We start from the raw sequence: 19,216 nt of genomic DNA, 5'->3' as shown, positions 1-19,216 counted from the left end.
TCAGCCAGCCCTACCGCCCGAGGAGACCTGGCACAGACGCTCCGGGCCGGAGCGTAGGACGGAGAGCACCTCCGCCCGAGGAGACCTGGCACAGACCGGCTGCCCGCAGCCGGTCACCAGCCCGAGCCGACGCCCATGACGCTGGAGCCGGCGACACGCCCACCTTCCTCCGTATCTATACGGATCCGCGGAGTCACGCCATTTCACCACACAGGCTCGCAGGGCCTGAAAGGCTCCCATGTGCATCAAGCTCCTTGTTGCACATGGGAGCCCCGTACACCGGTCACGCGTCAAACCAGGATCCGCGTAATCACGCGGCTTTCGCGCCCAACCCCAGAACGAGCGTGCGCAACCCAGCCCACGAGCCACGACCACCAGCCCCCAGACGCACCACCAGAGGAGCGCACAAATCCCGCCACCACACAACAGGCCCCAGCACAGCCAGGCCCCGAGGCGCCCACCTACCGCTCGCGCGGCGATCACCACTCAAGGAGCAGCCAGGTGGGTGGCCCGTCCGGACCCGCCTACCCGCCCGCGCGCGTCAGCAGCCCCTCTCACCCCAGGTGACGCGTGGAGGTACGTCACCGACTGGCTCGACGCCGACCAGGTCTGGGTACCCACTCCGGGAGTCCGCCACCGCGACATTCTCAGCCAGCTTCTCATCAGCGGCGACCTGCGCGGAAACATGGTGACCGATGCCCACCTCGCCGCGCTTGCCCTTGAGCACGGAACCAGCGTTTGCTCCTTTGACAGCGACTTCGCCCGCTTCAAAGATCTTCGCTGGGTTACTCCCGAGCACACGTAGCAGCACAAGCAGCCCCGGACCGGGACCTGCCCGCAGTGGTCACGCCTGCGGCGCGGGCGCGGTGTCACCGAGCCTGTGGGCCATGCGCACCACCCGGGCGGCCTGCTTCTCCAGCTCAGCCCGGGTCAGGCTCACCCCGGACTCGGGCTGGCCGTGCAAGGCGGCCAGGATATCCTGGCGGTCCTCCTCACAGCCGGGCATGAACAGCTCGTTGCCCGCCTTGATGGTAGCCGCCGCAGTGGCGCGCGGGTAGGTGAGGTCGGTACGGGTCATGGCGCGCACCACCCAGTCGGTCATGACCAGGCCGACGAAACCCCACTCCTGGCGCAGGATCGTCTCCAGCAGCTCGGCGGACTCGGAGGTGTGCACCCCGTTGACCAGGTTGTAAGAGGTCATGACCGCGCGCGGCTGGGCCTCACGGACCACAATCTCGAAGCTGCGCAGGTACAGGTCCCGGGCGGCCCGCTGCGACACGCGGCTGTTGGAGTTGAAGCGGTTGGTCTCCTGGTTGTTGAAGGCCAGGTGCTTGACGGTCACGCCGCGCCCCGGGTGGGACTGCACGCCGCGGGTGATGCCGACCGCCACACGCCCAGCCAGCAGCGGGTCCTCGGAGAGGTACTCGAAGTTGCGCCCGCACAGGATGGAGCGGTGCAGGTTGAAGGCCGGGGCCAGCCACAGGTGGGCACCGAAGTGGTCCATCTCCGCGCCGACTAGGTCGCCGTAGGACTCAGCCAGGTCCGGGTTCCAGGACTGGGCCACAGCGGTACCGATCGGGATGGCGGTGGCGTACTGCTCAAACGTGCGCTCCGGCACGCGCTCGGTGTCGGCGCCGACCTCACCGCCCAGCGCGACGACGGACTCCTCGTCCATGAGCTCGGCGAACAGGCCGCCCAGCGCCTCCCCCAGCGGGAACCGGCCCTCGGCGTCCTCACCCACCTGGGGCGCCAGGCGCAGGCCGGCGGGGCCGTCAGCCATGACCAGGGAGGGCAGGCCCTCGACACGCGTGGTCGTCTGTCCGGCGGCACCGACGAGCGTCTGGGAGGCCTGGCCGACGACGGACTGCCTGTCCGCGCTGTCCTCGTACTGGCCCAGCACGACGTAGGCGAGCTTCTCGTCAGACAGTCGCCTCACCTCGTCGATGGCCCCGCTCAGGTCCACCGGCAGCTGGGTGTCCTCACGCCGCAGGTCTGCGGCAGCCACAGCCAGGCGCGGGACGTCAGCGGGCGCCCCGACGCTCACCGGGGAGGCTGGTCGGAAGTCGGTGAAGCCGGGGTCTCCCAGGACGTTGTGGAGCTGGCGGACCACCGCCGTCTCAGCCAGCTCGACGACGGCGGCAGGCACCGTGTCACGGCTGGAGGAGCCCACCCGGACCACGTAGTCGCCCGCCTCCAGGACGGTAGCGGTCCTGGAGGCGTCATAGGAGGCGAGGTCGGTCAGGTCAACGGTGATGGTGACCTCCTGCGTGGCCCCGGGGGCGAGCTCACCGGTCTTGGCGAACCCGGCCAGGGCCTGGTAGGGCTGGTCAAGCCTGCCTGCGGGCACGGACACGTAGACCTGGAGGACCTCCTTACCTGCGGCGGCACCGGTGTTGGTGACGGTGGTCTTGACAGTGATCTCGGAGATCCCGGAGCCGGATGCGCTGACGGCGGGAGCGCCGATGGAGAAGGTCGTGTAGCCCAGGCCGTGGCCGAAGGGGAAGATCGGGACCTTGCCTACCGAGTCGAAGTAGCGGTAGCCGACGTAGACGCCCTCGCGGTAGCTGGTGTCGTCCGGTTCGCCGAAGTCGCCCTCGGTGGAGTAGTCCTCCCAGGCCGCCCAGGTGGTGGACAGCCTGCCGGAGGGGTAGCTCCTGCCCAGCAGGACGTCGGCGAAGGCGTCACCGGTGACTGCCCCCAGCTGGGAGAGCAGGAGGATGTTGGCGACGTCGGCCACCGGGCTCAGGTCCACGACTCCTCCGACATTGAGGACTAGGAGGAACCGCTCGTGCGCCGCCGCGAGCGCGGTGATGTCGCGGACCTCGGAGGCGGTCAGCCGCACGTCGCCGGCCTGGGGGCTGCGGTCGCTGCCCTCCCCGGAGTCGCGGGCAAGGACGTAGACGGCGGCCTCACCACCACCGTCCAGCGGCAGGTCATAGTCGGGGGCGGGCTCCACGGCGCCCATGCCCACCATGATGGCGGGCCGCCCCTCCTGCCTGGCCTGCTCCCGGATACCGGCGACGAAGGCCTGGTGGTGCTCCTCGGCAATGCGGTCGTAGGCGTCCAGCCAGGTCTTAGTGGTGATGGTGAAGCCCGCCTTCTCCAACCCCTCCTCAACTGTGACGACGTGGCGGGAGTTGACGTCGCCGGAGCCGGTGCCGCCCTTGACGGTGCGCCGTGCCCCCGCCCCGTACAGGGCCAGGTGCCCGGGGCGCTCCAGGGGGAAGGAGCCGTCGGTCTTCAGCAGCACCATGGACTCGGGCGCGCCCGCGCGCACTGCCTCCAAGTGGTCGATCTCGTACTGGTTCATCTCGTGCTGGTTCATGGTGCCATCAGCCTCCCGGCTCGTGTCCTGCACTACCACACCTGCTACCTGGCCCGGGACCCGGCGTGCCGCCCGGGTCGTGCCCTGGTACCTGGTCCGTGCCGTCCTGTTCGGTGCCCCACGGCGGATCGCCTCCTTCCGAGGACTAGCCGAGCTGGTCACGCACCTGCATGCGGCTTGGCCGACGGCGCATGAGGCCACCTGTGCGCTCACCGTCGAGCACGAGGGCAGCATAGCCCATCCGCCCGACCTGTTTCTGGAACTACTTCCGGAGATGGCTCCGGAGCCTCGGCACGACCCGGTCGCTGTTGCCGAGCGGACTCAGCCTCACCGTCAGGTCAGTCACGCCGCGAGCAGCCCCAGACAGTGTACGCCGACCGCAGGCACCCACCAGACGTACCAAATCCTCACCGAGAACCGAATCCTCAGGATGTAGCGAATCTTCACAGAAGACCGACGTTCCGGTCATCCAATGAGGGACCGGTCGCCCTATGAGGCAACAGAAACGTCGTAGGACAACATGGTGCCGTGTTGTCCTACGACGTTTCTGTTGCCTGAGCGCGCGGGCGATCGCCTACGGCCCCAGGGCGTGGAGCGGGAAGGTGAGGACGCCGTCGGGCAACCGCATCGTGGGGCCGTCGGCGGTGACCACGGCGGTGAGCACCGGCGCGGGCGTGCGCGCCGTGTCAATGTCAGCGACGAGGCTGGCCAAGGAGGCTTGCGCGGCAGGAACCTGCCTCTGCCCGAGCTTGACCTCAAAAGCGGCCCAGCGTCCGTCGTCGAGCTCGACGACGGCGTCCGCCTCCTTACCCGCCTTGTCCCGGTAGTGGTACACCCGGCCACCCAGTGCCTCGGCGAAGACCCGTAGGTGCTGGACAACCTGGGACTCGAACCACAGCCCCGCAGTCGGGAGGTCGTGCATGAGACGCTGCGTCGAGGTCGAGGTGACAGCAGCCGCCAGTGCCGGGTCAACGAGGTGCAACTTGGGGGAGGTCCGCACAGCGTACCGGGATCGCAGGTGCGGCGCCCATGCCTGTTGCTCTTCGACAACAAAGAGCCGCTTGAGGGCGTTGACGTAGGCGACAGCGGTCTCCACCCTCATCGACTGGGTGGAGGCGTCCTTGACAAGGGTAGCGAAGGACGCCTCCGTGGCGACGTTGCGGGCCAGCGAGCGCAGGAGGGCCTGGAGACGGAGCGGGTCGCGACGGGGCTCCCTGTCTAGACGGCCCACGTCAGTACTGACGATGTCGTCAACGTAGTCGCGCAGGTGGCGCTGCGCCTGGGTCGTCGTGGCGCCCAGGTCCCCCGGCCAGCCGCCGTGCACCAGGGCGTCCAGGGCGTCGGGGACTGTCATGGTGGAGTCGAGCACCGGGTCCGGGAGCTCACCGGCAAAGAGAGCAGCCAGTGACACCCGTCCGTCGCCCAGACCACGCTCGAACAAGGTCATGGGACGCATCCGCACCCGGGAGATGCGGTGCGCACCAGAGTGCCGCGCCGCGTCCTCCGAAGGCACGGCAGAGCCGGTGAGGATGAACTGTCCCGGCGCCTGTCTGCGGTCAATCTCTCGCCGTACGACGTTCCACAGGACCGGCGCAACCTGCCATTCGTCAACCAGCCGTGGGGCAGCACCGTCCAGCAGCAGGGCGGGGTCAAGGTCCAGCGCCGCCTGGACCTGTGGGAGCCCGCTGTCCAGGGCCACTTCGGAGGCGCAGTGGTGGCGGCCGGTCATGGTCTTGCCGCAGGCGCGCACACCCTCAAGCAGCAGGCCGCCGGAGTACCCCATGATGTCCGTGACCAGGGTGTCAACGACCCTGGGCCGGTAGCCCGTAGCATCCGCCACCCTCATCACCCCTCCCTTGCCGATTTTCCGCGCCACCGCAGGCTTCCCCCCTGATCAACCGGTCATGTGGCGCGCATCCAGCCGGTCAGATGGCGCCATTCTAACCGGTCATGTGGCGCGCATCCAGCCGGTCAGATGGCGCCTGCTGCGAGCGACGAGATCCACAAGCCCCACCGGACCACGACGCAGCGGAGCCTGCAGCCAGCGGCGGCAGTGCCGCACAGGTCCTCGCCCCCAACAGGGGCGTGCGAACTGACCTACGTCCCTGACGCAGCGCCGCACAGGTCCCTGCCCACGCAGCCCGCTCACCACGACGACGTGGCCTCGCGCGTGCACCTGGCCGGAGGGAGGTGAGGGACCGGGGAAGCTGGGCCGCGCCCTCGCGGAAAAGCACGCAGCCGCCTACCGGTTTGCCTCTTCGCTATAGAGACGTTACACTTGGCAGCCGTGCTGTCAGCGGCGAGGATGGCACGGTCAGCAGCCACGTTACGCTCGACGCCGTCAGGGACGAACGAGTCTTATGGGCCAAGCAGGATCGGGCAGGACTAGCGCGCAGCCTGCTCCACGCACACCGTCCCACCGCAGCCACAGGGAGCTCCCACATGCCCGGGCACTCAAACTGGAAGAAGGTCCTTCTTCTCTCTGTTCTTCTCGGCACCATCTCCTTGGTCCTCAACATCTCGTTCCAGGAGGAGATGGAAGGCGGCTGGCAGACCTACTCGGGATTTCGGAAGGCTGGCGCCAAGCTGGTCAACTCCGGCTCCCTGTGGGCCGCCCTGGCCTTCTACTGCGGCAGCCTGACGGCGACCCCCCGGGCAGGGGCGCTCGCCGGGGTGCTGAGCGCCCAGTGCGCCCTGGGAACCCACTACGCACTGGGAATCCTCACGCCCGTCTACAACCACGGTGCGATGCTCGCCAACATCGAGTGGTTCATCGCAGGAGCGGTGCTGTGCTGCCCCCTGGGAGCACTCGGGTGGCTCTCACAGCAGCGTGGAGCCCTGCCACTGCTGGCTCGCCTTGTCCCGGCGGCATGCGTCATCGCCGACCCCGTCGTCACCCGGAGGCTGTCCGTCGCACCGCCTGAAATCCCCTGGTCTGAACGATACTCGGACCTGTTAAGCGGCCTTCTTCTTCTCATTGGCGGCCTCACCTGGGCGGGCTACACCATCTACCAGATCGCCGCTGGGAGAAGAAGAGCGCCCGGGCGGCCTCACGCAGCCAGCCTCACACGATGGTCATCCCGCCGTCCACGGCGATGAACTGCCCCTGGACGTAACTGCACGCGTCGGAGGACAGGAACAGCACCGGGCCGTTGAGCTCCCCGGAGGCACCGGGGCGCCCGGCCGGGTTCAGCGTGTTGTAGGCGGCCAGGAACTCCTGGGAGGCGAACAGGGTATGCTGCGTCATCTCGGAGGGGAACAGGCCCGGACCCAGGGCGTTGACGGTGATGCCGTAGCGGGCGTAGGAGGCGGCCATGCCCTTGGTCAGGCCGGTGACTGCCGCCTTGGAGGCGTTGTAGGAGTGACGGATGAAGGCGTCGGTCTTGTCAGCGATGACGGCGTTGACCGAGGCGATGTTGACCACGCGCCCGTAGTGGGCCTCCTTCATGTGGGGGATGACGTACTTGGAGACGTGGGCGATCCCCTTGACGTTGGTGCCCAGTGAGGTGTCCCAGTCCTCGTCGCTCAGGGTCTCCACCCCGCCTCCCACGGCGACACCGGCGTTGTTGAGCAGGATGTCGATGGTGTCCAACTCGGCGAGGACCTTCTCCACCGCCGCCTGGCAGCTGGCCTCGTCGGTGACGTCCCAGCCCGCGGCCACCACGGTGACGCCGTGGGCCTCCAGCTCGGGCCTCAGGGCCTCCAGACGGTCGGTACGCCGGGCCAGGAGCGCGACGTTGGCCCCCGCCTGGGCGTAGGCGCGGGCGGCGTCGGCCCCCAGGCCGGAGCTGGCCCCTACGACGACGGCGTTCTTGCCCCGGATACTGAACAGCTCTGCTGCTGGCGGCACTGCGTGGTCCTTTCCGGTCTGCGGCCCGTGACGGCACGGGCCGGACCTGCCGGTGCTGCGGGCCAGGCATGTCACCGGGCATGTCAGTGCGGCCTGCTGACCGCACTGTGCACCCGCAGGTACGCCTGTGGGAGCGCAGAGCCAGCTGACGCGCGGCCCCAGACACGCCCCCAGCCCCAGCGCCGCACGCCCCAGACACGCCCCCAGGCAACAAAAAGCTCATAGGCAACACGGAGCCATGTTGCCTATGAGCTTTTTGTTGCCTAGCCGGATCGTGCCAGGGCCGCCAGGGCTACCAGGGCCGCCCGGTCGCCCCGGGCCTCACCCCAGGTTTGCCGTGAGGAACTCGGCGATCCTCTCCCACGGGATGGCCTCCTTGCCGCCACCGTCGTAGAGGTCGGTGTGGGAGGCGCCCGGCACGGTCACCATCTCCTTGTTGTCACCCTGGAGCCTGGCGAAGGCGTCCTTACCCATGTAGTAGGAGTGCGCCACGTCCCCGTGGAGGATCATCACCGCGTTCTCGATCTCCTCGATGTAGCCCAGCAAGGTCGCGTTCATCAGGGAGGAGCCGCCGACCACCGTCCAGCCGTCGTTGGAGTACAGAGAGCGGGGGTGGTAGCCCCGCGGCGTCTTGTAGTAGGCGTAGTAGTCCTTGGCGAAGTCGGGGGCGTCGTCGGGAAGGGGGTCCACCACGCCGCCAGCCATGGCATAGGTGCCGGACCGGTAGTCGGCGGTGCGCTGCGCCGCCACGGAGGCGCGCATCTGGTTGCGGGCCTCGGCGGAGTCGGAGGAGTCGAAGTAGCCGTTGGCGGCCACCCGGCTCAGGTCGTACATGGTGGAGACCACTGTGGCCTTGATGCGCGGGTCCGCGGCCGCCGCGGCCAGGGCCATGCCGCCCCAGCCGCAGACGCCGATGACGCCGAGGCGCTCGGGGTCGACGTCGCCGCGCACGGACAGGTAGTCGACGGCGGCCTGGAAGTCCTCGATGCTGATGTCCGGGGAGGCCATGTAGCGGGGTGCGCCCCCGGACTCGCCGGTAAAGCTGGGGTCGAAGGCGACGGCCAGGAAGCCGCGCTCAGCCATGGCCTGGGCGTACAGGCCGCTGGACTGCTCCTTGACGGCACCGAAGGGACCGGACGCGGCCAGCGCGGGCAGCGGCCCCCCGGCACCCTGAGGCCGGTAGAGGTCGGCCGCCAGGGTGGTGCCGAACCGGTTGTGGAAGGTGACCTTGGCGTGGTCCACCTGGGTGGAGCGAGGGAACACCTTGTCCCACTCCTGCGTCAGCTCCAGCGTGTCCTCACGGGGGCCGGGTGTGTTGTCCGTCTGGTCATGGTCCTTACTCCTCGCTCCTGGGTCAGGCCCCCACAGCCCGACCGGTCACCACCTATTCTCACCAGCAGCATGCCATAATGCTAATGGCGATTCAGCATCCTGGATATTCCTAGGTAGAATATCTGCGTCGGGCACTCCTGTGGGCACACCCGGCACGCGCCCCATACGCCGCCCGCCCGCACGCACAGCGCCCGCCGCGACGCGCCCGACGCGCGGCACACACCGCACCCGCACATGCCCGCACGCCGCACCCCCGAACCTCGCAGACAGGGAGCCGACCGCATCATGGAGATCCAGACACTGCGCTACTTCCTCGCGGTCGCGCGCGAGGAGAACATGACCCGGGCCGCCGGAGCGCTCCACGTCACGCAGCCCACGCTGTCCAAGCAGGTGAGGTCGCTGGAGCGCGAGCTGGGCACAAGCTGTTCACCCGGCACTCCTTCAGCATCGAGCTGACGGAGGAGGGCAGGCTCCTGCACGAGCCGCCACCGACCTTGTCCGCATGGCGGACCGTATCGAGACCGAGTTCCGCGGCCTGGACGACGTCACCGGCGGTGACCTGCACCTGGGCCTGGCCGAGTCCTGGCAGGTCAGCGTCCTCGCCCAGGAGATCAGCCACCTCAGGAGGCACTGCCCCCGCCTGCGCTATCACGTCACCAGCGGCGGTACCGCACAGGTCACCGACAGCCTTGACCGCGGGCTGCTCGACTTCGCCGCGCTCGTCGAGCCGCCGGACGCCACCAGGTACGGGAGCCTTCCCCTGCCGGTCATCGACGTGTGGGGGGTCGTCATGCGCAGCGGCAGCACCCTGGCAGCCAAGGAGGCCGTCACCGTCGAGGATCTGGTCGGCCTGCCGCTGCTGTGCTCCGAGCAGTCCTGGGAGCGTGACATCCCGGGCTGGGCCGGGGAGCGCATGGGGGAGCTCACCCTGGAGGGGACCTTCCAGCTGGCCTACAACGGCGCCGTCTTCGCCCGGGATGGGACTGGGCTACCTGCTCGCCTTCGACCACCTGGTGGACACCAGCCCGTCCAGCGGCCTCACCTTCCGCCCGCTGAAGCCCACGCTGACCTCACACATGCACCTCATCTGGCGCCGGGAACAGGTCCTCTCGCCCATCGCGCAACGCTTCCTGGCCCAGGTGCGCTCCTCGCTGGGGAGCTTGCAGGACCCCCAGGACCCCCAGGACCCCACAGCAGCCGGTCACGCCCCGGCGGAGCGGTAGTAGAGCACCGCGACCTGGGTGCGGTTGCGCAGCCCGAGCTTGGCCAGCACCGCGCTGATGTGGTTGCGCACGGTGCCCTCGCTCATGAACAGCCGCCCAGCCACCTCGGCGTTGTCCAGGCCCTCGGACAGCGCCTCGACCACCTCGTACTCGCGCTCGGTCAGCGAGGCGAAGACCGCTGACCGCTCCCCGTATCCCCGGGGCCGGGGCGCCCGCAGGGAGCCTGTCGGCGCCTCCATGGTTTCCCCCATGGTCGCGGTACGCTCCAGGACCTGGCCCTCCATGACGGTCAGCCCGGCCATGACGCTGCGCAGGGCCGGGGCCACCTGGGCCACGTCCTGCTTGATGAGGTAGCCGCGCGCGCCCATCCGCAGCGCCCGCACGATGTAGTCGTCGTCGGAGAAGGTGGTGAGGAAGACGATGCGGGCCTGCCTGTCATGCTCCAGGACCTGCTCCGCCGCGCTCAGCCCGTCACCGCCGGGCATGCGGATGTCCATGAGCAGGATGTCGGGCTGGTGGCGGGCGTACCCGGCCACGGCCTGCGGGCCGCTGCCGCCCTGGCCGACGACCTCGATATCGTCTTCCGCCGACAGGATCGTGGCCAAGGAGCTGGCGACGATGGCGTCGTCGTCAACAATGAGCACCCTCATGCGTCCCCCTTCGGGATGGTGGCGAAGACCGTGAACCTCGGGGAGGGGGTGACACGCAGGACTCCCCCCAGCATCTCGACCCGCTCCCTCATGGAGCGCAGGCCCATGCCCACGGGATCGGGACGGGCGGACCGGCCCGGCACCGCGCCATCGTTGCTGATAGTGACCTGCCAGAACGCCGGGTACTCGGCCAGGGCGACCCGGGCGGAGTCGGCTGCGCCGTGGCGCACGGCGTTGGTCAGCGCCTCCCGGGTCACCGCCAGCAGGCAGTGGGAGACGTCGGTGGGCGGGGCCTGGTCCAGCAGGCAGCTGACCGCGACGTCCTTGATGCCACAGCGCAGCCCCAGCAGGTTGAGGGCCGTGGGCAGGTCCTCGCCCTCCTCGGACAGGGCGTGCACGCTGCGCCGCACGGAGCCCAGCGCCTCCTCAAGAGTGGCACCCACCTCCTCCAGCTGCGACGGCAGGGTGGGGTGGTCACGGTGGAGCACCTGGAGCGCCCTGACCCTCAGGGTGAGGCGGGTCAGCAGGTGCCCCACCGTGTCGTGGATGTCGCGGGCGATCCTGGTGCGCTCCGACAGGGCGGCCGCCCGCACCTCGTGGTCCTGGGCCTCCAGAAGGCGGGCGTTGGTGCGCTCCAGGGCGACCACCTTGACCTGCAGGTCGTCCCGCAGACGGTACAAGTGACCCCGGGTCAGGTCCCCTTGCGCGGTGCGCACACCCAGGAGCACCGCCACGGCGCACAGGACGGCCGCCAGGACCACAGCCGTCGGCGGCAGCCGCGCCCCTGTCGCTGCCGCCAGCACAGGCCCCCCGCACAGCAGGAGCAGCCAGGTGCCGCCTGCCCGTAGCGTGGTGGAACGGGCCAGGTCGTAGGCGGCCAGGGGCGCGCCGAGCACGGACTCCGGCGACAGGCAGCCCGCCACCAGGTAGGCAGCCGGGGCGACGACGGCCCCGCGCCTGCCCTCGGCCAGGACGCACAGGCTGCTCAGCACCACCGCCACCAGCACCCAGACGACCCGGACGACACCGGGTACGCCGACCACCAGCATCAGGGCGGTGCAGCCACCCAGGACGACGCTCTTGTCCACCAGTGGTCCCACAGGTCGATTATCCGGCACACCCAGCGCGCCCGGAGCACCTGGCGCACCCGGCACTCTCCCACCCCTGGGCCGAGAAGGTCTCAGGGAGACCTCTCCATGACATCTGTCACGGGTAGACGCGGGTCTCGTGACAGCGCTCAGCTGTGTTGGCTGGCGGGGCTGCGGCACGATGACGAGCACGGGCAGACGAGGCGGGCAGGCACGAGCAGACGGGAACAGGCAGGAGGCCTGTCGGCAAGGGCCTCGAACAAGGACTTCGAACAAGTGCCCCGAAGGAGCCCGAAGGAGAAGGAGACAGATGCCTGACACGACAACCGGCACCTCCGGCACCTCGTCAGAGGCAGTGGGCAGCACGGCCTCGACACCGGGCGCCACCACCAGAGTCACCGCCACCGGCAGCACCGGCAGCGCAGTGGCGGTCGAGGGCCTGGTCAAGCGCTACGGGGACCTGGTCGCGGTGGACAACCTGACACTGCGGATCGCCTCGGGCGAGATCTTCGGCCTGCTGGGGCCCAACGGCTCGGGCAAGACCACCACGATCAGCTGCATCCTCCAGCTCCTGACCCGCGACCGGGGCGAGATCAGCGTCCTGGGGCAGCCAATGAGGGCCACCTCCTACGACCTCAAGCGCCGCATCGGCATCGTCCCCCAAGAGGTGGCCGTCTTCGACGAGCTCACGGTGAGGGAGAACATCGACGCCTTCTGCGCCCTCTACGTCCCCGGCCGCAGGCAGCGCCGGGCCCTGGTGGAGGAGGCCATTGACTTCGTCGACCTGGGCCGCTTCGCGGGCTTCCGGCCCGCCAGGCTCTCCGGGGGTCTGCTGCGCAGGCTCAACATCGCCTGCGGTATCGCCCACCGGCCCGAGCTCATCATCCTCGACGAGCCGACGGTGGCGGTGGACCCCCAGAGCCGCAACGCGATCCTCGACGGCATCAGGGACCTCAACCGGCAGGGGGCGACCATCATCTACACCAGCCACTACATGGAGGAGGTGGAGCAGCTGTGCACCCGGATCATGATCGTCGACGGCGGCAAGGAGGTCGCCAGCGGCACCACCAGCGAGCTGAAGTCAATGATCGGGGTCGGAGAGCGCATCCGCGTCGAGGTGGTCGCCCCTGAGGCCCCTGGGGAGGAGACCGTCGAGCAGGTGCGCCGCCTGAGTCACGTGCGCTCCGCGGCCTGGCAGGCTCCCGAGCTGCTCGTCGAGTGCACCCCCGGCGCCCACAACCTCTCCGACGTCATGGAGGTGCTGGCAGCGCAGGAGGTCACCTGCGGGCGGGTGGCCTCCGAGCCACCCACGCTCAACGACGTCTTCCTGGAGATGACCGGGCGCGCCCTGCGCGACGAGGCAGCCTGAGGAGCCCGTGATGCCAGCGCTGTCAGTGGTGTCTGCTATGTCTGCGTTGTTCAAGGCGGTGCGGTGATGTCAGCGGTGTCAGAGGTCGTGACGATCGGCGCCTACCAGGCGCTGCACCTGGTCCGCGACCGGGTGCTGCTGCTGTGGACGCTGGGGCTGCCTGTCATCCTGTCACTCATCTTCTCCAGCATGTTCTCCGGCATGGACGAGCTCTACCAGGCCGACCCCGTCGAGCTGGGGGTCGTCCTGGATGAGCCCTACCGCGACGCGGAGGGGCTGGAGGAGGTGGTCACTGCCGTCTCCTCCCAGGACGGGGACATGCACCTGGTCAACACCCACCCCGTCTCCTCCCCCGCTGAGGCGGAGGACGCGGCCCTGGAGGGGGAGACCATCGGCTACCTGGCCGTGGAGGACGACGAGCCGGTCCTCCACGTCTCCCCCGCCAGCAGCGACGAGGCGACAGTCCCCGTGCTGCGGGCCGTCCTGGAGTCCTACCTGAGCACCCGGGCCGAGTACGCCGCGCTCACCACCCGGGGGGTCGGCCCCGAGCAGATGGCGGCCACCCAGGTGTCGCGGACCCACACCCAGGAGGTCCAGGTCACCCAGGAGCCCGCGGACCCGCAGGTGCGCTTCTACTACGCCCTGCTCGCCTTCGCCTGCGGGACGGGGGCGGCCGTGTCCGTCATCGCCGCCCAGGGGGTCGTGGCGACATCCTCACCGCTGGGTGCCCGCCGCAGCCTGGCAGGGACAGCCCGCTGGAGGGTGCTGCTGGGGACGCTGGTCGGCTCGTGGGTGTGCATCGTCGCCTGCCTGCTTATCGCCTTCTACGTCATCCGGGCGGTGGCCGACATCAGCTTCGGGCCGAGCACCTGGCTGTGCCACCTGGCGATCGCCGTGGCCAGCCTCATGACCTGCGCCGCCGGGGCCGCCCTGGGCACGGTGCGCGGCATGAACCTGGGGATCGTCTCCGGCAATGTGGCTCTGCTGTCGCTGCTCACCGGCCTGTACGGTCCCGGCGCGCAGCAGCTGGCCGACACCGTGGAGCAGTCCGCCCCCCTGCTCGCCCAGGCCAACCCCCTGTGGCAGATCGCCCGGAGTTTCTTCGCCCTGCTCTACTACGACAGCCTTGAGCCCTTCGCCCGCTGCTGCGCCGTCATGGGGGGCATGACCCTCCTGTTCCTGGCCGTCGCGCTGGTGCGCATGAGGAGGCTGAGCCATGAGCATCTTTAGGACGTCGCTGCGGATCGTCGCCGCGCACCGGCTCTACGTCCTGGTCTACCTGGTCCTGTTGAGCATGCTGGGCCTGCTCACTGCCGCAGCAGCCTCCAGCTCGCAGGAGGACGGCCGGCTCGTGGAGGAGGAGCCTGCTGTGGCCGTCATCGACCGGGACGGCTCCACCATCTCCCAGGGGCTCACCGGCTACGTGGAGTCCCAGGGGGAGGCCGTCTCCCTGGAGGACGCCAGGAGGGCGCTCCAGGACGCCGCCGCCCAGGACTGGGTCCAGTACGTCCTCATCATCCCCGAGGGATACGGGGAGGAGCTCGTCGCCGCAGCCCAGGAGGGGCAGGACCCCCCGGTGCTGGACACCGTGGTCAGCTACCAGTCCGCGACGGGCTCACGCGTGGACGTGCGGGCCGGCGCCTTCCTGGACCAGGTCTACGACTACCTCTCGCTGTCGGGGGCCACCCCCCAGGAGGCGGTCACGCTGGCGCGCGGGGCAGTGGACCAGTCCGTACGGGCCGAGGTGATCAGCGTGGCCTCCCCGTCCCTGCCGGAACGCTTCAGGGTCTTCACCGAGTTCTCCCTCTACCCGCTGTTCGCCTTCGGTGTGGTGGCCGTCTCCACGCTCATGCTGGCGCTGAGCCGCCGCCCGGTGCGCTCACGCCTGGCCTCCGCCCCGACCAGCGGGATCGTGCGCAGTCTCGGCGTCATGGCTGCCTGCCTCATGGTGGGCACCGTGGGGTGGCTGTGGGTCCTCGGCCTGGGCATGGTGGCCTTCACCGGCGCGGACGCGGCAGAGTCGGCGCTGCCCCTGGGGCTGGTGGGCCTGGCGCTGTTCTCCTACATGCTCTTCTCCGTGGCAGTCGGGTTCCTCCTGGGCCAGCTGGGGACGGGCCGCAACGTGGCCAACGCCGTGGCGAACATCCTCAGTATGGTGCTCACGTTCCTGTCGGGGGCGTGGATGCCGCTGGAGTACATGCCTGACGCGCTGGCGCCACTGACCAGGATCACGCCCAGCTACTGGGTGAACCAGGTGATTCAGACGGCGTCTACCGCGCCCTCGCTCAACAGCGACACCATCACGACGATGGTGGGCCAGTGCGCGGTGTGCGCCCTGTTCGCCCTGGCCGTCTTCAGCAGCGGGGTCGCCGTGGGGCGGCCCCGGGCCCGGTCCTCGCTGTAGCCCTTCCTGTAGCCCTTGCGGTGGGGCACCCTGACGACAGGGATGACCTGGTTCCCGGCTCGGGCACTACAGCCCCTGCGGTGGGGCACACTTGGGCGCATGACCACGCGCGACCTCACCGAGCTGCTGGAGTCTGTCGGCGCGCGTGACGGGCGCCTGGTGCACCTGGAGCACGTCCCGGCACGCCCTGGGCGCCAGGCCGACTGGCCCGCCTGGGCTGACGCCGACCTGGTGGCCGCCTACCGCCGCACCGGCATCACCCGCCCCTGGACCCACCAGGTGGAGGCCGCCGAGGCGCTGCACGCCGGGCACCACACGGTCCTGGCCACGGGAACCGGCTCCGGCAAGTCCCTGGCCGCCTGGCTGCCCGCCCTCAGCGACGTCCTGGCGGCACAGGCAGCGTGCCCGGCCCCGGTTAGCGGTCGGCCGCGCGGGGGAGGGCGTGAGAACGTCCGGGAGAAGAACGGCGGGAGGGTCTCGGCCCTGCGGCAGCGGCCCACCGTTATGTACCTGGCTCCCACCAAGGCCCTGGCTGCCGACCAGGCGGTGGGGCTGGAGCGCCTGGTCGCCGCGCTGGAGGCCGTCCAGGATGGGCACAGCGTCCAGGATGGGCATGGCCAGGAGCGCCTCCAGAAGCACAGTCGGGAGCGCAGCCCCACGTACGACCATGAGCGCAGCCCCACGTACGACCACGAGCACAGCCGACCCGCTGGTGCCGGGAGCACCGGTCCCGCCGTCGGTCTGCGCACGGTGCGCACCGGCGCCTGCGACGGGGACACGCCGATGGCCGAGCGGGACTGGGTTCGTGCTCACGCCGACGTCGTGCTGACTAACCCGGACTTCCTCCACTTCTCCCTCCTACCCGGCCACGAGCGCTGGACCCGCCTGCTACGGGGCCTGCGCTACGTCGTCGTCGACGAGTGCCATGCCTACCGGGGCGTGCTGGGGGCGCACGTGGCGCTGGTGCTGCGGCGGCTCCTGCGCCTGGTGCGTCGGCTGCGGCCCGACGGTCCCCAGCCGGTGGTCCTGTGCGCCTCGGCGACCGCCGCCGAGCCCGCCCTGACCGCCGCCCGGCTCATCGGGGCGCAGCCCAGCGAGGTCGTCACGGTCAGCGAGGACGGCGCTCCGGCGGGGCAGCGCAGCCTGGCCCTGTGGCAGCCTGCCCTGCGCGACCCGTGGGTGGCGGGTGCCCTCCTCGACCACGCGGGCGACCGAACCCCAGGCACACCCGCCCCGGGGCCGGTGGGCGCGCCAGCCAGGCCAGCCGACCCCACCACCGCCTCCAACCCTTCTGGCCCCGTCAGCCCTTCCGCCCGCAGTGACCTCTCCGGCCCTTCTGGCCTCAGCGATCCGGCGGCCCATGCCGACCCCGAGGACCCAGCAGCCAGGCGCTCGGCGCTGGTGGAGGCCTCCGAGCTGACAGTGGACCTGCTCAGCGTGGGGGCCCGGGTGCTGGTCTTTGTCCGCTCCCGCCGCAGCGCGGAGATCGTGGCCGAGCGCACCCGCCACACCTTGGGGCTGTCCCTGCCCGAGCTGGCGGGGACCGTGGCCGCCTACCGTGGCGGCTACCTGCCGGAGGAGCGCCGCGCCCTGGAGACGGACCTGCGCCGTGGGCGCCTGCGCGCCCTGGCGACGACCAGCGCCCTGGAGCTGGGGATCGACGTCACCGGCCTGGACGCGGTGGTCATCGCCGGGTGGCCGGGCACCCGCACGTCGCTGAGCCAGCAGGCGGGCCGGGCCGGGCGGGCAGGCGGGCGCGGCCTGGCTGTCCTCATCGCCTCCGACAACCCCCTGGACGCCTACCTGGTCCACCACCCCGAAGCGGTCTTCGCCTCCCCGGAGGCCACCGTCTTCGACCCGGCCAACCCCTACGTGCTGGCCCCGCACCTGTGCGCGGCGGCCTCGGAGTCCCCACTGAGGCAGGAGGACCTGGCCCTGTTCGGCCTGGCCGACGACTCCCTGCTGGTCGAGCTGGAGGAGCGCGGCGCCCTGCGGCGGCGCCCCACCGGGTGGTTCTGGAACGTGAACCTGCCCGGACGGCCGCAGGACCTCACCTCCCTGCGCGGGGACGGCCCGCCAGCCGTCCCCGTGGTGGAGACGGGCACGGGGACGGTCATCGGTACCGTGGACGGCGCGGCGGCGGACTCCACCGTGCACGAGGGGGCCGTCTACGTGCACCAGGGGACGGTGTACGTGGTGGAGGAACTCACCGAGGAGGCGGCCTTCGTGCGCCAGCAGGCAGCGGTCGGCTACCGCACCCGGGCCCGCTCGCGCACCAGCGTACGCATCCTGGCCGAGCGTGAGCGCCAGGAGTGGGTGGTGCCGCAGGACGGCGGGAAGCCGGGAGGAGACAAGGAACCGAGTGGCGGGCAAAGGCTGCCGGGAGTGCCCGCCGTCACCTGGTCCTTCGGCTCGGTGGAGGTCACCAGCCAGGTGACCGGCTACAGCAGGCTGGCGCTGCCAGGGATGGAGGTGGTCTCCCAGCACCCGCTGGACATGCCCGAGCGGGTGCTGCCCACCGCCGCCACCTGGTGGACGCTGCCCCGGGAGGTCTGTGAGGCAGCGGGGCTGGGTGACGACGTGCTGCCCGGGGCACTGCACGCCGCCGAGCACGCCGCCATCGGGATCCTGCCCCTGGTGGCCACCTGCGACCGCTGGGACATCGGCGGGCTGTCCACAGCGCTGCACCCCCAGACGGCGCAGCCCACCGTCTTCGTCCACGACGGCCACGCCGGAGGGGCCGGGTTCGCCGAGCGCGGGTACCGGGCCGGACGGCAGTGGCTCGCCGCCACGCTCGACGTCATCGAGCAGTGCGGGTGCACCAACGGCTGCCCCAGCTGCGTCCAGTCCCCCAAGTGCGGCAACAACAACGAGCCCCTGGACAAGCAGGGGGCCGCAGCCCTGCTGAGGCTGCTGGTGCAGGCGGCGCCCCCCGGAGGCGATGCAGCAAAGGACCATGCAGCACGGTAGTGGCCCTCGCCCCTGTGGCGGTACGGTCTCCTTCCTGTCCTGGCTCTCCTTACCTGCTCCTGACTGGCGGCCCAGTAGTAGCGCCCTTGCCTCTGTCGCGGTACAGCCTGCGCCCAGGAAGGAAGACCCTCAGCTGAGGAGAAGGAGGGCACAGCCCAGCAGGCCGTGCCCCGCCAGACAAGGACAGCGGGCGGCGAGCACGGTGAGCCAGGAGTCAGAACCTGGAACCAGCGCCCGCAGGCAGGTCCAGGACTCCAGGACAAGGCAGGGGACGGGTACACGGCAGCGGCCCCAGGGGAGGCCTGTGCGGACCTCCCAGCCGCTAGCAGCCCGGTCTAGAGTCATGCTCGAGCACCCGATCAGGGGAACCGCCCGGCGCTGCGGCACAAGCGGACCCGGCACAGCGCCGAACAGGGCACCACGGTCCGCCCTCTCCCAGACAGGAGAACCCATGAGCACCACAACACACCCCATTACCATCACCCTGGGCGGCTCCCTCCTCGCAGCCACCCTGGACGACTCCCCAGCCAGCCGCTCCCTGCTGCGCCAGCTGCCCGTCACAGTGTCCTTCTCCGACTACGCCGGGCAGGAGATCCTGGCCGCCCTGCCCGAGGCGCTGGACGTGACCGGGATGTCAGCCGCCGCGCCCCAGGCTGGCGACATCGCCTGGTACACACCCAACAAGGTACTCGTCCTGGCCTACTCCTCAGTGGGACACTGGCCGGGCCTGTACGTCATCGGGCGCATCAGCGGGGACAGCACGACGGTCATCAGCACGCTCAGGAGGGTGACGGGGCCAACTGAGGCGGTTATTAGAAAGGCTGAAACTGCCTACAAGCTGAAACTGCCTACAATACGTCTCCCCAACTAGCCGTACCCGGCCCGGCTAAACACACAAAGGCCCCGGAACGGAGTACGCACCCCACCAACGCCCAGCCGACACGCACAGACGTCGCCGTGACTGATAATCATCCCCGCGCGTGCGGGGTCAACTGAGCCGTGCGT

General features: G+C 70.1%; 15 protein-coding genes, 1 pseudogene and 1 CRISPR repeat array (1 of these 17 only partly in view). Of the genes and pseudogenes, 10 read left to right on the top strand and 6 right to left on the bottom strand.

Features of this window, described 5'->3' with window-relative positions; genetic code table 11:
* Window positions 1–505 precede the first annotated feature (505 nt).
* Window positions 506–805 (top strand): TA system VapC family ribonuclease toxin, encoded by a 300-nt coding sequence (locus CWS50_RS01825; RefSeq protein WP_206610452.1) that lies wholly within the window; start codon window positions 506–508, stop codon window positions 803–805.
* Window positions 806–844: 39 nt separating this feature from the next.
* Here the strand turns inward: CWS50_RS01825 and CWS50_RS01820 are convergent, their stop codons facing one another.
* Window positions 845–3,310: a glycoside hydrolase family 3 N-terminal domain-containing protein gene (locus tag CWS50_RS01820; RefSeq protein ID WP_206610491.1), complete on the bottom strand. Its 2,466-nt coding sequence runs from the start codon at window positions 3,308–3,310 to the stop codon at window positions 845–847.
* A gap of 589 nt (window positions 3,311–3,899) precedes the next feature.
* Window positions 3,900–5,171, bottom strand: coding sequence for an ATP-binding protein (locus tag CWS50_RS01815; protein ID WP_127841426.1), 1,272 nt, complete (start codon window positions 5,169–5,171; stop codon window positions 3,900–3,902).
* Between the two features lie 596 nt (window positions 5,172–5,767).
* Between CWS50_RS01815 and CWS50_RS01810 the strand changes: the two genes are divergently transcribed.
* A complete protein-coding gene (locus CWS50_RS01810; protein WP_127841425.1) occupies window positions 5,768–6,424 on the top strand; it encodes a hypothetical protein in 657 nt (218 codons plus the stop codon).
* Here the strand turns inward: CWS50_RS01810 and CWS50_RS01805 are convergent.
* Together CWS50_RS01805 and CWS50_RS01800 are read right to left on the bottom strand one after the other, a co-directional pair.
* A complete protein-coding gene (locus CWS50_RS01805; RefSeq protein WP_243118408.1) occupies window positions 6,390–7,175 on the bottom strand; it encodes an SDR family NAD(P)-dependent oxidoreductase in 786 nt (261 codons plus the stop codon). The two genes, CWS50_RS01810 and CWS50_RS01805, sit on opposite strands and share 35 nt — an antisense overlap.
* 321 nt (window positions 7,176–7,496) lie before the next feature.
* Entirely contained in the window at window positions 7,497–8,438 is a 942-nt protein-coding gene (locus tag CWS50_RS01800) for an alpha/beta hydrolase (protein WP_243118407.1), read from the bottom strand.
* 354 nt (window positions 8,439–8,792) lie between these two features.
* Between CWS50_RS01800 and CWS50_RS13145 the strand changes: the two genes are divergently transcribed.
* From CWS50_RS13145 to CWS50_RS13135, 3 genes and pseudogenes are all read left to right on the top strand, one after another.
* Window positions 8,793–8,963, top strand: a complete 171-nt coding sequence (locus CWS50_RS13145; RefSeq protein ID WP_206610450.1) for a LysR family transcriptional regulator — start codon at window positions 8,793–8,795, stop codon at window positions 8,961–8,963.
* A gap of 46 nt (window positions 8,964–9,009) precedes the next feature.
* A pseudogene (locus CWS50_RS14005) lies at window positions 9,010–9,357 on the top strand (LysR family transcriptional regulator substrate-binding protein); the annotation flags it as partial.
* 127 nt (window positions 9,358–9,484) lie between these two features.
* Window positions 9,485–9,730 (top strand): LysR substrate-binding domain-containing protein, encoded by a 246-nt coding sequence (locus CWS50_RS13135; RefSeq protein ID WP_206610522.1) that lies wholly within the window; start codon window positions 9,485–9,487, stop codon window positions 9,728–9,730.
* On the opposite strand, the gene CWS50_RS01790 is transcribed toward CWS50_RS13135, so the two are convergent.
* Window positions 9,709–10,380 carry a response regulator gene (locus CWS50_RS01790; protein WP_127841423.1) on the bottom strand — a complete coding sequence of 224 codons (672 nt, stop codon included), beginning with the start codon at window positions 10,378–10,380 and terminating at the stop codon, window positions 9,709–9,711. The genes CWS50_RS13135 and CWS50_RS01790 overlap by 22 nt on opposite strands.
* Complete coding sequence (locus CWS50_RS01785; protein ID WP_243118406.1) at window positions 10,377–11,480, bottom strand: sensor histidine kinase; 1,104 nt, start codon at window positions 11,478–11,480, stop codon at window positions 10,377–10,379. The genes CWS50_RS01790 and CWS50_RS01785 overlap by 4 nt, the downstream gene beginning before the upstream one ends.
* A gap of 298 nt (window positions 11,481–11,778) precedes the next feature.
* Here CWS50_RS01785 and CWS50_RS01780 point away from each other — a divergent pair, with 298 nt between their 5' ends.
* The 5 genes from CWS50_RS01780 (at window position 11,779) to CWS50_RS12870 (ending at window position 19,082) form a co-directional block, all read left to right on the top strand.
* The gene (locus CWS50_RS01780) at window positions 11,779–12,837 is read left to right on the top strand and encodes an ABC transporter ATP-binding protein (RefSeq protein WP_127841422.1); all 1,059 of its coding nucleotides are present in this window, start codon (window positions 11,779–11,781) and stop codon (window positions 12,835–12,837) included.
* 66 nt (window positions 12,838–12,903) lie between these two features.
* Complete coding sequence (locus CWS50_RS01775; RefSeq protein ID WP_127841421.1) at window positions 12,904–14,067, top strand: ABC transporter permease; 1,164 nt, start codon at window positions 12,904–12,906, stop codon at window positions 14,065–14,067.
* Window positions 14,054–15,241, top strand: a complete 1,188-nt coding sequence (locus CWS50_RS01770; protein ID WP_127841420.1) for an ABC transporter permease — start codon at window positions 14,054–14,056, stop codon at window positions 15,239–15,241. Before CWS50_RS01775 ends, CWS50_RS01770 begins: the two co-directional genes overlap by 14 nt.
* A gap of 99 nt (window positions 15,242–15,340) precedes the next feature.
* A complete protein-coding gene (locus CWS50_RS01765) occupies window positions 15,341–18,211 on the top strand; it encodes a DEAD/DEAH box helicase (protein WP_127841419.1) in 2,871 nt (956 codons plus the stop codon).
* A 451-nt stretch (window positions 18,212–18,662) separates the two neighbouring features.
* Entirely contained in the window at window positions 18,663–19,082 is a 420-nt protein-coding gene (locus CWS50_RS12870) for a cyclophilin-like fold protein (protein ID WP_164860048.1), read from the top strand.
* 94 nt (window positions 19,083–19,176) lie between these two features.
* Window positions 19,177–19,216: direct repeats of the CRISPR family, unit length 28 nt; it runs 2,308 nt beyond the window's last position.

The sequence above is a fragment of the Actinomyces wuliandei genome (assembly GCF_004010955.1).
Classification (GTDB): domain Bacteria; phylum Actinomycetota; class Actinomycetes; order Actinomycetales; family Actinomycetaceae; genus Actinomyces; species Actinomyces wuliandei.
This window is presented reverse-complemented; position numbering and strand designations above follow the sequence as displayed.

Coding starts and splice junctions, on each gene's coding strand:
- CWS50_RS01765 (WP_127841419.1), top strand. CDS start 15,341: ATGACCACGCGCGACCTCACCGAGCTGCTGGAGTCTGTCGGCGCGCGT.
- CWS50_RS01810 (WP_127841425.1), top strand. CDS start 5,768: ATGCCCGGGCACTCAAACTGGAAGAAGGTCCTTCTTCTCTCTGTTCTT.
- CWS50_RS01775 (WP_127841421.1), top strand. CDS start 12,904: ATGTCAGCGGTGTCAGAGGTCGTGACGATCGGCGCCTACCAGGCGCTG.
- CWS50_RS13145 (WP_206610450.1), top strand. CDS start 8,793: ATGGAGATCCAGACACTGCGCTACTTCCTCGCGGTCGCGCGCGAGGAG.
- CWS50_RS13135 (WP_206610522.1), top strand. CDS start 9,485: ATGGGACTGGGCTACCTGCTCGCCTTCGACCACCTGGTGGACACCAGC.
- CWS50_RS01815 (WP_127841426.1), bottom strand. CDS start 5,171: ATGAGGGTGGCGGATGCTACGGGCTACCGGCCCAGGGTCGTTGACACC.
- CWS50_RS01780 (WP_127841422.1), top strand. CDS start 11,779: ATGCCTGACACGACAACCGGCACCTCCGGCACCTCGTCAGAGGCAGTG.
- CWS50_RS01770 (WP_127841420.1), top strand. CDS start 14,054: ATGAGCATCTTTAGGACGTCGCTGCGGATCGTCGCCGCGCACCGGCTC.
- CWS50_RS12870 (WP_164860048.1), top strand. CDS start 18,663: ATGAGCACCACAACACACCCCATTACCATCACCCTGGGCGGCTCCCTC.
- CWS50_RS01790 (WP_127841423.1), bottom strand. CDS start 10,380: ATGAGGGTGCTCATTGTTGACGACGACGCCATCGTCGCCAGCTCCTTG.
- CWS50_RS01820 (WP_206610491.1), bottom strand. CDS start 3,310: ATGAACCAGTACGAGATCGACCACTTGGAGGCAGTGCGCGCGGGCGCG.